This window comes from Pseudoalteromonas sp. S3776 (assembly GCF_005886915.1).
In the GTDB taxonomy this organism is placed as follows: domain Bacteria; phylum Pseudomonadota; class Gammaproteobacteria; order Enterobacterales; family Alteromonadaceae; genus Pseudoalteromonas.
The window spans coordinates 59,761-72,998 of the sequence record NZ_PNCU01000056.1 but is presented as its reverse complement, the minus strand read 5'-3'; the positions used below and the strand labels follow the sequence as shown (position 1 = coordinate 72,998).

At 40.3% G+C, this 13,238-nt stretch carries 9 protein-coding genes; 3 read left to right on the top strand and 6 right to left on the bottom strand.

The genetic code is table 11. The features are described 5' to 3' along the window. Nucleotides 1-346: 346 nt before the first annotated feature. From CWC16_RS17290 to CWC16_RS17270, 5 genes are all read right to left on the bottom strand, one after another. Nucleotides 347-1,846: a phospholipase effector Tle1 domain-containing protein gene (locus tag CWC16_RS17290; protein ID WP_138542423.1), complete on the bottom strand. Its 1,500-nt coding sequence runs from the start codon at nt 1,844-1,846 to the stop codon at nt 347-349. Nucleotides 1,847-1,957: 111 nt separating this feature from the next. Beyond that, nucleotides 1,958-4,048, bottom strand: coding sequence for an alkaline phosphatase family protein (locus CWC16_RS17285; RefSeq protein ID WP_138542422.1), 2,091 nt, complete (start codon nt 4,046-4,048; stop codon nt 1,958-1,960). Between the two features lie 133 nt (nt 4,049-4,181). After that, nucleotides 4,182-5,486 (bottom strand): NAD(P)/FAD-dependent oxidoreductase, encoded by a 1,305-nt coding sequence (locus CWC16_RS17280; protein ID WP_055020170.1) that lies wholly within the window; start codon nt 5,484-5,486, stop codon nt 4,182-4,184. A gap of 298 nt (nt 5,487-5,784) precedes the next feature. Then, nucleotides 5,785-6,672, bottom strand: a complete 888-nt coding sequence (locus CWC16_RS17275) for a dihydrodipicolinate synthase family protein (protein ID WP_138542421.1) — start codon at nt 6,670-6,672, stop codon at nt 5,785-5,787. 10 nt (nt 6,673-6,682) lie between these two features. Further along, nucleotides 6,683-7,459, bottom strand: coding sequence for an aldolase (locus CWC16_RS17270; RefSeq protein WP_138542420.1), 777 nt, complete (start codon nt 7,457-7,459; stop codon nt 6,683-6,685). A 108-nt stretch (nt 7,460-7,567) separates the two neighbouring features. On the opposite strand from CWC16_RS17270, the gene pdxR reads away from it, so the two are divergent. The 3 genes from pdxR to CWC16_RS17255 all read left to right on the top strand — a co-directional run bounded on the left by pdxR (nt 7,568) and on the right by CWC16_RS17255 (nt 11,448). Continuing rightward, nucleotides 7,568-9,034, top strand: coding sequence for a MocR-like pyridoxine biosynthesis transcription factor PdxR (gene pdxR / locus CWC16_RS17265; protein ID WP_138542419.1), 1,467 nt, complete (start codon nt 7,568-7,570; stop codon nt 9,032-9,034). Between the two features lie 105 nt (nt 9,035-9,139). Next, nucleotides 9,140-11,068: a RecQ family ATP-dependent DNA helicase gene (locus tag CWC16_RS17260; RefSeq protein ID WP_138542418.1), complete on the top strand. Its 1,929-nt coding sequence runs from the start codon at nt 9,140-9,142 to the stop codon at nt 11,066-11,068. A 71-nt stretch (nt 11,069-11,139) separates the two neighbouring features. Next, complete coding sequence (locus CWC16_RS17255) at nt 11,140-11,448, top strand: YkgJ family cysteine cluster protein (RefSeq protein ID WP_055020172.1); 309 nt, start codon at nt 11,140-11,142, stop codon at nt 11,446-11,448. A gap of 58 nt (nt 11,449-11,506) precedes the next feature. Here the strand turns inward: CWC16_RS17255 and CWC16_RS17250 are convergent, their stop codons facing one another. Then, complete coding sequence (locus tag CWC16_RS17250) at nt 11,507-13,129, bottom strand: methyl-accepting chemotaxis protein (protein ID WP_138542417.1); 1,623 nt, start codon at nt 13,127-13,129, stop codon at nt 11,507-11,509. Nucleotides 13,130-13,238: the final 109 nt, after the last annotated feature.

Here is a 13,238-nt window from a genome sequence, read left to right as displayed (position 1 = left end):
TCAACGAGAGATACAAGGCGCGAAGCTTGCTCGCGCAAGATTTTAGTTATTTCTCTAAAAACGAAGCGCCTCTAAACTCTTTGTAATTTATTGATCTTTAATACAAAAATGCACAAAGAGAAGAGAATGAGGAGTAAATGAGCAGCCAAAGTAAATTAGTATAAGTTATCTGTATAACACCACCGAGTACACCGAGGCGCGTCGCGCTTCACAGAGAAAACGCGCGTAATGTTTAGTCACTTCTCCAGGTATTCTCCTTCGCTTCTCTGTGGTAAAACGATCACTTTATGCCTAGGTAAAAGCGTTGCTTTTAAACGCCAGCAAGCTGCGCGTCTACACCCCTCATTTAACTTATGCGGGTTACTTTTACTTTTATTCTCCCTGCATTAGCGCCGTAAAAGCGGCTTAAGTCGTTGGCAAAGGGGCAAAACTCACCGGATTTAGCTACTTTTATGTCACTGCCACCAGCAATTTCAAACAGGTGTTCATCGTTTTGATTTATAGCACCTACTAAAGAAAACCATTGTGCGCGAGGAAGTCGTCTAAATGGTTCAAGTAATGCTATGGGGATTTCTTTTACACCTAATTGCACGTTATCGCGATGCCACCCGCTGGCAGTGCACTTTACGCCATCGTCGTACCAAAACTGGTTTGGATAAGGTGTAAAGCGATACGTAGCGCCTTGCTCAAGCATTAAACCGGTGGTGTTATATTGCTCTGAGGCAAATACCATTACATCTTGGCTTTGATTAATCCCAAGCACGCTCATATTTTGGGTAGCGAGTGCAATGTGGGGGCTTAACCCGACAAAGCTTAATGTTGTGCCGTCGTTATAACCTATTTTGTAATGACGTTTTTTAAGCGATTCTGGGCGATAACTGGTTAGTTTATTAATCCGTGTAGCCACGCTTTGGTGAACTAATGGCTCAAGGTTGCTTGCTTCGTTATCAATCAGTACACAACACTCCCTGTCGACCAATTTAAAAATGGAATTAAACCAAAAGTAATTTTGCTGATGGCTTAAAGCCAGAGGATCGGGCGTTACGGTTACATCGTCTTGGTCAACTAATTTACTGCCAGGCAATAAGGTTTCGTAGTCAATATCGTGGCTGGTTAATAAACTAATTTCAAGTGGTTGCTCAATTAACCATTCAAGCGCATAGCGCAGGCAAATATCAGCTAGGCCATCGCGGTAATAACCGCCGCCAATATCTGAATGCGCCCCTGCAAACCAAAGCTCGGTAATATTATTTTGATGGTTCATTAGGGTGGGTTCAAATGCGCGGCGTTTTTCATCAAGTGCTACGCAGTGCAGTGCCTGCGAAATATTTTTGGCAATGGTGTGGTTTTCAAAAATAACATGCTGGGCACCGCGTGTTGCTTTACTGACTTTTGATAAACCAATTGAGGCCACGGTATCAAATACACATACGTAAATATTATCGCTAATTAAAGGCTCTAGGATTTTTGCAAAACGCCGAGCAAGTGCGCCGCCCCGACTAAAACCCGTAAGTAAAAGGGTATCGCCTAGTTGGTAATGCGTTTTAAAATCACGCATGGCTTGATTTAAAATACTGGCCACATCGTCACCACGTGGCGCTAAAGTTTGGTTTAAAATACGCTTTAGGCGGCTTCCTTTGGTGCCAATACCTTGATAATAAAAACTAAGCTGGTTTGTAAATGGGGTGGTGGGGGAGTCATCGAGCTTGCCGCCTAATAATAAATGCAGCTTAAGAATATTAGAAATACTACTGTCTTCTTTAAAATGATCTGAACTAAATTGTTCTGCATCGCGAGGCTCGCCCCCGGTACCATCAAAATTAAAAATTAGCGTTTTACCCGTCATAGCCCTAATCCTTTAATTGTTTTAAATACTCTACACAGGCAATGTTAAATATTAAAGACATTAATTTAGCTATATAGCACGCTAAGGGCATTAGCGTGCTTGGTGGGTTATTTAGTGATTATCAAACATATAATGATTTAGCTCTGTGCCTTGGGCAGGCTTAAGCGCTGGTTTTAGATGAATTAACTGCTGATAAACCTCAGGGTAAAACATTTTTAATCGTGCTACGCGGGCTAAGTGGTTTGGCTCAAACTCCTTTACAAGTTGTAGCGCTAGTGGAACGTTTTTGCTTAATTTCCCTTGGTGATAGCTTTGTTCTAGCGCTAGGTCGAGTATATCTACGCCCAGCTTTTTTGTATCAGAGGGTATTTTATTATCAATTAAAAATTGCACTATATCATTTGAGGCAAACATTGCTTGAAGGTATACGTCGCGGCCATACACGTCGGTAATCGAAAAATCAAAACCAGCGTGTTTTAGTTTTTGCCATTGACTAAGTGGAAGTTTGCTCAATCGTAGTAAATCACTCGGTGGCTTAGGTTCTACTCGGCTTTGCCAAAGAGTGATTAAATCATCAGGTTTTAACAGTAATAAAGAAAAAAGCGTATCCGTTTCGGCTTGAGTTAATACTGTACTAAGGCTGTACTCATACGCTTTGTGGTATTGCTCTTTAGATAATAATTCGCTAAATGTGCTTTGGCTTCTACCGTATGAATGCTGATTGTTTTGTGAAGCAAACCAGTAGTTAACTAATACAGGGTCTATTGCGTGCAAAACGGCTGGGGTGTTATCACTGTGTTCTTCATTTGCATTCCAAACTTGATTGTAAGCTTGCCTCATATCAACCAACTGTTCGGCGGTTTTTAACTCTTTATGTAGATCATTACAATTGTTACTACGCGCTTGTAGCTCATTTTTTTGTTGTTCTAGGTCTATTAAATAAGTAGCTATGTCAGAATTATCGTTAGTTGTTATTTTAGGTAACTCTGCATTGCTTATTCTACCTATAGGGTTAAAGTAAGTGTATTGCGTAGGGTTGTCCTGCTTATTAATATAGGCACCTTGCTGGTAAATAAAGTCATTTACAAAAAATACCCCTTGGTTATTTAGGTCGTTATTCGCATTGCCGCTATGTGCCTTGTAACCACGCTTTTTAAGATAGTCCAAAAGCTGGGTGTGTTTAGTATCTAATGGGGCTAGGGTTAAGTTGCCGCTTTTTGGCAGGTTTACAATAGCTACGTCTAACCCTGTAAATAAACCAGGCTCGTTGGTTGGCGTAATCCCTTTTGCTTGTAGTGCTTTTACAAGGGGTAAATTAAATTTACTGACCGCAATATCAGCTAAGTTATATAAAACAGTGTCTTGTTCGTATAACGGCAAGGCATCTAGCGCGGGAACTTGCTGTAAAAGGGCAATAATATATTCATTAGGTATATCATTTTTTATAGCGGTAGCCACTTCATTCACTGTAAATTGGTTAGATGAAATAGCTTGCTCAAACTCTTTAAGCGAGAGTTTATTTGCGTTAAGTACGAATAATGTTGCTGGGGATATTACCTCACTGCCCTCAACTTTAATAAACGATTGCACATAAGTTGTAAATGTATCGGTGTTGCTTAATAAAGCGTAAAGCGTTTCTTTTTGTACATTTTCATCAACAGGCAAGCTAATAGTAAGCCCCGGTGGAGCCGTGCTACTGTTGCCTAAATCTTTGAGTAGTTTTTTTACTTTGTCGTTGGTGAGGTTTTTAATTGCTTCAATACCTTGCCAACTAGCTAACTCGTTTAAAGAGTGAGTAATGTTAAGTTGTTGTTTTTGCTCAGCAACAATGGCGTCTTTTAAAAGGGCAATGTATGTGCGTTGATTAAGCTTTGATAAAGTTGAATACTTTAAAAGCGTGGATAGCGATGTCCCTTTTTTGAGTTCACTTACAAAAAATGAAACAAGCGACTGATTCAAGGTTTGTATTTTAGTACTTTGTTGTTGTGATTGATCTCTGCACAGGCTAATTTGCTTTTTTAGTTTATTAACTACCTGTAGGGGTGAGTCCTCACTTGGCTTATTTTTATTAACTGTACTGGGCTCAGTGGTGGTTGGTTCCACTTTTTCAGAGTGTTCAACATCTTCAAAATGAGGTTGAGTTTGGAAAAAATAAACAGCCAAGGCAGTGATTGTTACAATCCCAAAAAGTACTTTTTTCATTAGCGTCAATCCCTTGAATTCACAAATATATTTATCTGCATGGTACTCTTTTAGATACGCATAAAGCAAAAAAGCTTTAAGAAATAATACTATCTCTTAAAGCTTTTTATTACTTAGCCGTTGTGTTTATGGATTAATGCAATTTCATTTTAGGGCGCACAACACGTAGTACTTTTTCGCTTATCCATAATGCAAAGGTTTTTGCGCTGCCGTGAATGGCGCGCTGGTGCATACGATACAGCGATATATACATAAAACGGGCAATTTTACCTTCTATAAAAAAGGTATTGCTGGTTAAGTTACCCATTAAATTACCTACCGTACTGTAGCGCGATAAGTTAACGAGCGAGCCATGGTCGCTATATTTAAAGCCGCACAGTGGCTGTTGTTTTAACGTGGCAATGAGGTTTTTTTCTACACACAGCGCCATTTGATGCGCCGATTGTGCGCGCGGTGGAACGAGCTTTCCGTCTTCTTGGGTAAAGGCGCAGCAATCACCAAGTACAAAAATGCTTTCATCTACAGTGCTTTGTAAAAACTCGTTAACCTTAATTTGGTTGCTACGGGTAAGCTCAAAAATACCTAAATCTTTAATAAAGTCAGGCGCTTTTACCCCGGCAGCCCACACCATTATATCGGCGTCTATGTGTTCTTCGTCTTTTGTTATAAACCCTTGCTCGGTGGCTTCTTTAACCTGTGTTTGCTCTCGTACGTTTACACCTAGCTTTAATAATTCGCGTTTTGCGCTATCGGCAATGCGCTCGGGCAGGGCGGGTAAAATACGTGGCCCCGCTTCAATTAGGTGTATATGTAAACGCTTAGACGACATATTTGTAAGGCCATAAAGCTTTAGTAGTTCAGATACATGGTAAAGCTCTGCTGATAGCTCAACGCCGGTTGCGCCACCGCCCACAATGGCAATATTTAATGATTGCTGTTGGTTATCATCTTGATGCAGGCGAGTAAAACTGTCGAGTAGAGAATGCTGAAAACGCTCTGCTTGCTGGTTTGAGTCTAAAAAGTAGCAATGATCTTTTATACCTGGGGTATTAAAGTCGTTACTTACGCTGCCTATGGCAATAACAAGGTGATCGTAGCGTACGCTACGCTTTGGCAAAATAGTGTGGCCTAGTTCATCAAGATGCGGCGCGAGGGTAATGGTTTTGTTGCTTTGGTCTATGTCGCAAAATGTACCAAGCTGAAAATTATAATGATGTTTTGCAGCGTGGGCCGAATACACAACGCCATCTAAATCGGGGTCAATAGAGCCTGTCGCTACTTCGTGTAGTAACGGCTTCCATATGTGGGTACGGTTTTTATCGATTAAAAGAATTTCGGCTTGTTTTTTCTTCCCTAATTTATGCCCTAATTGTGTTGCTAGCTCTAGTCCGCCTGCGCCACCGCCAATAACGACGATTTTAGGTTTAGTTATATTCATAGCAATGCCCCGTAAAAATAATATACCCAAATAATCTGATTATTCTTGTTGAAAATCACTTGGGTATAAAATTAAGTCTGCTTTGAAAGCTGTTGAGCATCTACAGTGTATTTTGCGCCTAAATAACGGCTATGTCAGCAAAAAATACTGAATAAAGGCATATAAGTTATACTCACTTTCTTATCGTTTAGCTGTGCAGTTAAATTGCTGTTAAAAAAAGAAGTATGTTTCAGCTTTAGCGGGGCAACACCTGCGTTGGTTAGTAAGTACTTAAATTAATTAAGTACTTACTTGGTAATTAATTAATGATTGTGAGATTGAGTAACATCCCTTTTAGCTCCGCTTGTGCTTCTTCGTTTAACGGCAATAGAGGTTTTCGTGGTTCGCCAGCATCAAATCCTTGTAAGGCGTATCCAGATTTTATTGCGGCAGCAAGCCCTGATTTAACAATAAATTCTAAAAAGTTATATTGCTGATAAAATAGAGCTCTTGCTTTGTTATTGTCATTAGCTTTTACAGCTTCGTATAATTGCTTTGGTTTATTAGCGATTAAACATGGTGCTGCGGTACACCATCCAGCAGCCCCTGCTACTAACGCATCAAGCGCTAAGTGATTACAGCCATTAAAAAATGGCACTGTGCCGTTAGATAATTCGTAAATCTTGTGCATGCGTTGTATGTCACCTGTACTCTCTTTGATCATAGTTGCATGAGGAATACTTTCAACCATATGCAGCATAAACTCTGGTGACATATCAACCTTGCAAGTAGCAGGGTTGTTGTAAATCATAATGGGGAGCGGTGTTTCATCAGACACACGTTTAAAATGTGTGAATATTTCATCTTCGTTAAGAGGGTAGTAAGAAAAGGGTGAAAGCATGATTGCATTTGCGCCGATATCATATGCGTATTTAGCACGCTTTAATGCTTGTTCTGTTGTTAGTTCTGCAATACCTATAATTACAGGCACTCTGCCTGCAATATATTTAACTGTGTAGTTTGCAACGTTTTCCCACTCACTTTGACTTAAATAGGCCGCTTCGCCAGCGCTACCTAAAGCTGCAATGGCATCTACTTCAGCCTCTAGCAAAGTATCTAAAATAGTTTTTAACTTATTAAAGTTTATTCCTTGACCATTATCATGAAATGGTGTGATTGGATAACCTATGATCCCTGATAAATTCATTTTAATACTCCTAAATGCAGTCGTTATGGTGTTTTAAAGCTTGTCGTGCGTAATACGCAAAATTCACTTGGTTACGTTTTTCTGTTGAGACCCAATCATGGGCTTCTTGTGCTAAATTCTCGGGGAGTGGTTTAATTGTTCCGGCAGCCATAGCAAGTAATTGTAGTTTTGCGGCTCGCTCAATTAAAATGGCAAGGTTACACGCCTCTTCAATTGTTTTTCCTATGACTAGTTGGCCATGATGAGCTAAGAATAACGCTCTGTTTTTACCCAATGCTTTTGAGATGAGTTCACCTTCTTCGTTACCAACAGGGACACCTGGCCAGTGGTCAACAAATGAACAGTCGTTGTATAGTCCACAGGTATCCATTTGAGAAATTGCCAACGGCACTTCCAGCATTGAGAGTGCCGCTATATGCGTTGGATGTGTATGGATTATACAATTTACCTCAGGGTGCTCTTTGTATATCCAAGTATGAAAACGATTTGCCGGATTTGCCATTGCATTAGGCTCTAAAGGCTTCAGGTCGTGATCAACTTCTATTAAATTCTCAGCGGTAATTTCGTCAAACCCAAGCCCAAACCTCTGGGTTAAGAATGTTTGGCTTGTAGGTAAACGGCTGGTAATTTGACCGGCTAACCCTGAGTCATGGCCTTTATCGAATAAAATTCTGCATGTTAAAGCCAGTTTTTGCCTATCTGTAAATTGGCTGTCTTCTATAAGGGTATTCATGTTTTTCTTGGCTATTTGCATGAGTGCGTGTTTAGTTGCATTTGCTGTTTTCACCTAATCTCTCCTGTGGTTATGTTTTGACATTAACGTAAAGGTAGCGTTAGGCTGGGTTAATAATAAGAACCAGATATGTTATTTATATAGGGCCAGCTGTGAGGGCGTATGTTAAGACCTTGGGATATTAAATTTTCGTTTGAAGGCAATAATGCAAAAACACTTCACTCTAAGTTATTGAACTGCTTGATAAGTGATATAAAAAGAGGGCGATTACTACCTGGGAGTATGTTACCTGGCACCCGTACTTTAGCTAAACAGCTAAATATAAATCGAAAAACAGTACAGTATGTGTATGAAGAGTTAGAAGTGCAGGGATGGTTAAAAAGCAAAGTTAGGCGTGGAACCTTTGTGGCTGAATCTTTACCTGAACAAACTTTGTCAGACGCAGATAGTAAATTAGTTAGTAGCACTGTAAAAACTAAAGCCCCCTCTGATTTAACAGAAGAGCTATATATTGAGGCTTTAGCGCAGGCAAGCTGTATAACAACAACTAATGATGGTACCCCTGATGCGCGATTAATTCCTTATGAGTTATTAGCCAGAACATATAGGCGCATATGTGTAAATTTAAGCCGACGATCAAAGCTTGGTTATGGAGATCCTAGAGGGGCATTAGAGCTAAGAATGTCATTACAAAAAATGGTTTCAAGTGATCGCTATATAAACTGCTCAGAGCAAGAGATATGCATTGTTAGAGGAAGCCAAATGGGTATTTATTTAGCTTCAAGGGTACTCGATCCAACAAATGGTGCCATTGTTATGGAAGAGCTGTGCTATGCACCTGCTCAAGCTACTTTTGAAGCAAATGGCTTTAAAGTATTGAAGTGTAAGTTAGATAAAGACGGACTTAATATCGAACACTTACAAAAGTTAATTCGTGATAATAAAGTGGCTGGCATATATGTTACACCTCACCATCAATACCCAACCACAGTATGTTTACCAATGGAACGAAGGTTGGCTCTCCTTCGCCTTTCAAAGTGTCACCATTTAACCATAATAGAAGATGACTATGACCACGAATTTCATTACGAGACAAACCCCATACCTCCATTAGCAAGTTTACCAAATTCCGAAAATGTTGTTCACATAGGCTCTATGTCTAAAGTATTTGCTCCTGGATTAAGGCTTGGTTACATCGTTTGTAGTACCGAGTTGATTCAGCGCGCAGCACAAGAGATAGTACTTATAGATAGGCAAGGAAATACAATCACAGAGCATGTTGTAACTGACTTAATGGAGACAGGCGAAGTTAAAAGGCACATAAGAAAAGTAAGGCGGGAATATAGGCAAAGAAGAGATCATACCGTCAATGAGTTTTCGCGTATTTTTGGTAGCAAGGTATCGTTTGATATACCTACCGGTGGGTTGGCTATTTGGGTTGATATATCTAAAATGACAAAAGGAAAAGACTTATCCAATTTTAAGAGTAACGATTCGATTTTGAGTACTTTTTTTAATAACGATCAGCAAACACCAACTCATATCCGCTTTGGCTTTGGATCGATAAATAAAACGGAAATTACTCATTCGATTCAATCACTTTACACGACTCTAGTTGATGAAAAATAAGGCACTAAGTTTTAATATTATTTTTACATAAAAAGTATGGCTGAATATAAGTTATAATCGCTTAAACCCATTTTATTAGCCGCTGTAATACTAAAAAGGATATTTATGACCACGCCATTAATTACATCACTTGAGCAGCATTTTGGTTTTAGCCAATTTAGAGCAGGGCAACAGCAAACCATTGAGCAGCTTTTAAATGGGCAGTCGTCACTGGCTATATTTCCTACGGGGTCGGGTAAGTCGTTGTGTTATCAGTTAACGGCTATGCATTTACCCAACTTAACTTTGGTGGTATCGCCTTTACTTGCCTTGATGAAAGATCAAATTAGCTTTTTAAATAGCAAAGGTATTTACGCGGCAAGCCTTGATTCTAGCCAAGACCAAATGCAAAGCAGCACCGTAATGAACGATGTGCGAAATGGTAAAATTAAAGTATTAATGGTGTCGGTGGAGCGTTTTAAAAACGAGCGCTTTAGAGAGTTTATAAGCCAAGTTGCGCTGTCTATGCTGGTGGTAGATGAGGCGCACTGTATATCGGAATGGGGCCATAACTTTAGACCCGACTACCTTAAACTACCGCGATACCGCGAAGAGCTAAATATTCCACTGGTATTATTGCTAACCGCTACCGCCACTAAAAAAGTAAAACGCGATATGAGCGAGCGTTTTAATATTGCCCCTGAGTGTATTGTACAAACGGGCTTTTACCGCGCTAACCTCGATTTAAGCGTACTAAGTGTAAAAACAGCTGATAAAAACACTGAGCTTACTAACATAGTGCGTGCGCAAAACGGCCCAGGAATTGTGTATGTAACGCTTCAGCAAAGTGCTGAGCAAATAGCAAACACGTTAAGTGCGCAAGGTATACAGGCGGTTGCATATCATGCAGGGCTTGAAGATACGTTAAGGTGGCAAATTCAAGATGACTATATGGCGGGTAAAATTAACGTTGTGGTGGCAACTATAGCCTTTGGTATGGGCGTTGATAAATCAGATATTCGCTTTGTTATACATTACGATTTACCAAAATCAATTGAAAACTACAGCCAAGAAATTGGCCGCGCTGGGCGCGATGGTAACCCATCAAACTGTTACACCCTGGCTAATTTAGATGGCCTAAACACAGTAGAAAACTTTGTGTACGGCGATACCCCAGAGCTGAGTGGCATTGAATATGTTATTAACGATATTAAAGCCCAGCCCCAGCAATGGGAAATGCAAGAATACAGTTTATCGAGCGAGAGTAATATTCGCCAATTAGCGCTTAAAACCTTGTTAGTACAACTAGAAATGCAAGGCGCAATAACGCCGCTGTACGCCTATTACGCTGATTTTAAATACAAGTTTTTGGTTGATAAAAACGAGCTACTTAGCCAGTTTGACGAGCAGCGCCAAGCCTTTTTAACGCAAATATTTAGCCATACCGATTTTAAAAAAATATGGGGTACGCTTAATTTTGACACCCTTACCCAAGCCGCGCAGGTTGACCGCAAACGCGTAGTAGCCGCGCTTGACTACCTAGCCGAAAAAAACCTAATAACCCTTGAAACCAAACGTATTACCCAAGTATACAAAGTGCATAGTGAGGTTATAAATAACCCTGAGCTTGCAAAACAATTACACAGTTATTTTAGTGAAAAAGAACAAGCAGAGATTAAACGTATAGCTGCACTGGTACGCTTTTTTGAGCTACAAAGCTGTTTAAGCTATAACTTAGCGCGTTATTTTGATGATAATAATGCCCCAGCGCAATGCGGGCATTGTAGTGTATGCCGTGGTAATGCTGTAAAGCTTGAGTATTCAATAGAGCCTGCTCACATTGCCGATGACGTTGTTTATCAAAAAGTGGATGAGTTTTTAGCGCACATGGCAACAAAAGGCATTCACAGTGTAGGTATTGAAACCCAGTGCCGCTTTTTAGCGGGCATGAGCGTGCCGTTATTTGCACGTAACAAAGTACGCCAACTGAGCGGCTTTGCGCTTTGCGAGCAAATGCGCTACAGCGATATAAAAGCAAAACTACTAGCGCGCTAATTTATAGCTATTTAATGCAATTGGTATGAGTTCCTGTATCCTAGTGGCTTACTCTTTTTTATTAAGTCACTATGCCTAACACTGTTATTCCAAGTAAAACTATCTCCTCTGCACCTGAGCCTGTAACCTGCGCTAATTGCCAGGCATGTTGCTGCCAATTAGAAGTGCGCATAGTGACCGACACGGGCGTGCCTTTTCAATACATTGATTACGATAAGTGGGGCAGCGAAGTAATGAAACGAGGTGACGACGGTTGGTGCCAAGCACTCGACCGTAACACATTAATGTGTACCATTTACGAAAACCGCCCACTTACGTGCCGCGAGTTCGAAATGGCCTCAAACGAGTGTATTACTGAGCGCGAAATAGCGGGTATTTAATAAAAACATAGGTATTAAAAAAGGGGCTTAAAAGCCCCTTTGTTGTATGCGCTAAAAATTACTTCACTTTAAAGTAACTAATGTATTGTTTTAATGTTGTTGAAAGGTCGGCTAGTGCAACGGCTTTTTGCGCATTGTTATTAAGCGATTGGCTGGTTTCTTGCGACATATTGGCAATTTCTTCAACGCCTGAACTAATCTGTGCAACGGTTGCTACTTGGTTTGATGTGGCTTCTACAATTTCAAGCACATTACTTAATGAGTCGTTGGCTTGTTGTTGTATTTGGTTGAGCAGCTCATTTGCCTCGTGGGTTAGAGTTAAACCGTTTTCTACCTGGGGTACGGTGGTTTCCATAGCGGTTACCGACGCTTGCGTGTTTTCTTGCACTTGTAAAATCATTTTTTCAATGTCGCCGGTCGCATCGCCTGTGCGTTGGGCAAGCTGCCTTACTTCGTCGGCTACAACCGCAAAGCCTCGGCCAGATTCACCCGCTCTTGCTGCTTCTATTGCCGCATTAAGTGCTAATAAATTTGTTTGATCAGAAATACTGCGGATCACACTTAATATATCGCCAATGTGTTTTACATGTTCTTGCAGCACATTTACTTGATTTACTGTGGCTTTAACCGTTACGGAAATTTGCTCAATTTCGGCTGCCACCTTTTGCACTGCAATACTGCCTTGCTGCGATAATTGCGCGGTTACCTTTGAGTTATCTTCAGTTTGTTTAACTGAGCCTGCAACTGCATTTATGCTGCGGCTCATGTCTTCTAAGCTACTTACCGCTGAATTAGTATAAGTAACTTGTGCATCGGCTGCGCTAAGTGCTTGCTGCGAACCAGATGCAACACTTGCCGAGTGAGTAGACAACTCATCAGACGAATTAATAATGCTATCTACAATGGTTTTTAATTTACTTTGCATAACAGCTACTGAGGCCATCATGCTATTAGGGCAGCACGAATCTACATTTGCAGTTAAATCGCCTTGTGAGATTAACGCTATTACTTTAGCGGCTTCTTGTGGCTCACCACCTACAGAACCTCTTATACGCAAACTAATTACGTACGCTACGCTTGCACCTATTAAAATAGCGAGTGCGGTTAATGTAATCATCCATATTTTAAACGAGCTGGCCACTTCGCGAGTGTCAACAGTTGTAGCTTGATTGGCTTGCTCTTGAAAATTAATAAACTGATTTATAACGCTTAGCCATTGTGTAAATGCAGGACGAGCGTCGGTTAACAATATACGTGACGCTTCGCCTAAATTACCTGCGTTTTTAGCATTAATAACGTCTTCAATATAAGGTTGAGTTTGTTGTTCTATTTGATTTATTTTATTAATGAGCGCTTTTTCCTCACGGCTCATATCGCTAACTAAATCACGCATAGCACGGCTTGAGGTTTGATAAAAGGCGTCTAATTCTGCTATGTCACTTAAAACATTGCGTAAACTACTCTCGTTGTTTATCAGCACAACATCACGCAATGCAATTGCACGGTCGTGTACGCTACCTCTAAAGTTAATCGCATAACGCTGTTTAACCGAGTTTACGTCGGTCATATGCGTTATGTTGCTATTAATAAGGCTTACCCGCGATATACCAATTACAGTTAAAATAAGCATCATAGCTAAAATAATGCCAAAGCCCGTTACTAAGCGCATATTTATGGTCATAGTTACTTTCCAATTCAAAACACTAACCATGGTAGATTAATGAGGTATTTAAAATAATAAGGGCATTATGCACCAAAAAAAGCGCATTGAAGCAATAATAGACCGGTAA

Excerpts from the sequence above, each read along its gene's own strand:
- CWC16_RS17280 (WP_055020170.1), bottom strand. The coding sequence starts at position 5,486 with ATGAATATAACTAAACCTAAAATCGTCGTTATTGGCGGTGGCGCAGGC.
- CWC16_RS17260 (WP_138542418.1), top strand. The coding sequence starts at position 9,140 with ATGACCACGCCATTAATTACATCACTTGAGCAGCATTTTGGTTTTAGC.
- CWC16_RS17275 (WP_138542421.1), bottom strand. The coding sequence starts at position 6,672 with ATGAATTTATCAGGGATCATAGGTTATCCAATCACACCATTTCATGAT.
- CWC16_RS17250 (WP_138542417.1), bottom strand. The coding sequence starts at position 13,129 with ATGACCATAAATATGCGCTTAGTAACGGGCTTTGGCATTATTTTAGCT.
- CWC16_RS17285 (WP_138542422.1), bottom strand. The coding sequence starts at position 4,048 with ATGAAAAAAGTACTTTTTGGGATTGTAACAATCACTGCCTTGGCTGTT.
- pdxR (WP_138542419.1), top strand. The coding sequence starts at position 7,568 with ATGTTAAGACCTTGGGATATTAAATTTTCGTTTGAAGGCAATAATGCA.
- CWC16_RS17255 (WP_055020172.1), top strand. The coding sequence starts at position 11,140 with ATGCCTAACACTGTTATTCCAAGTAAAACTATCTCCTCTGCACCTGAG.
- CWC16_RS17290 (WP_138542423.1), bottom strand. The coding sequence starts at position 1,846 with ATGACGGGTAAAACGCTAATTTTTAATTTTGATGGTACCGGGGGCGAG.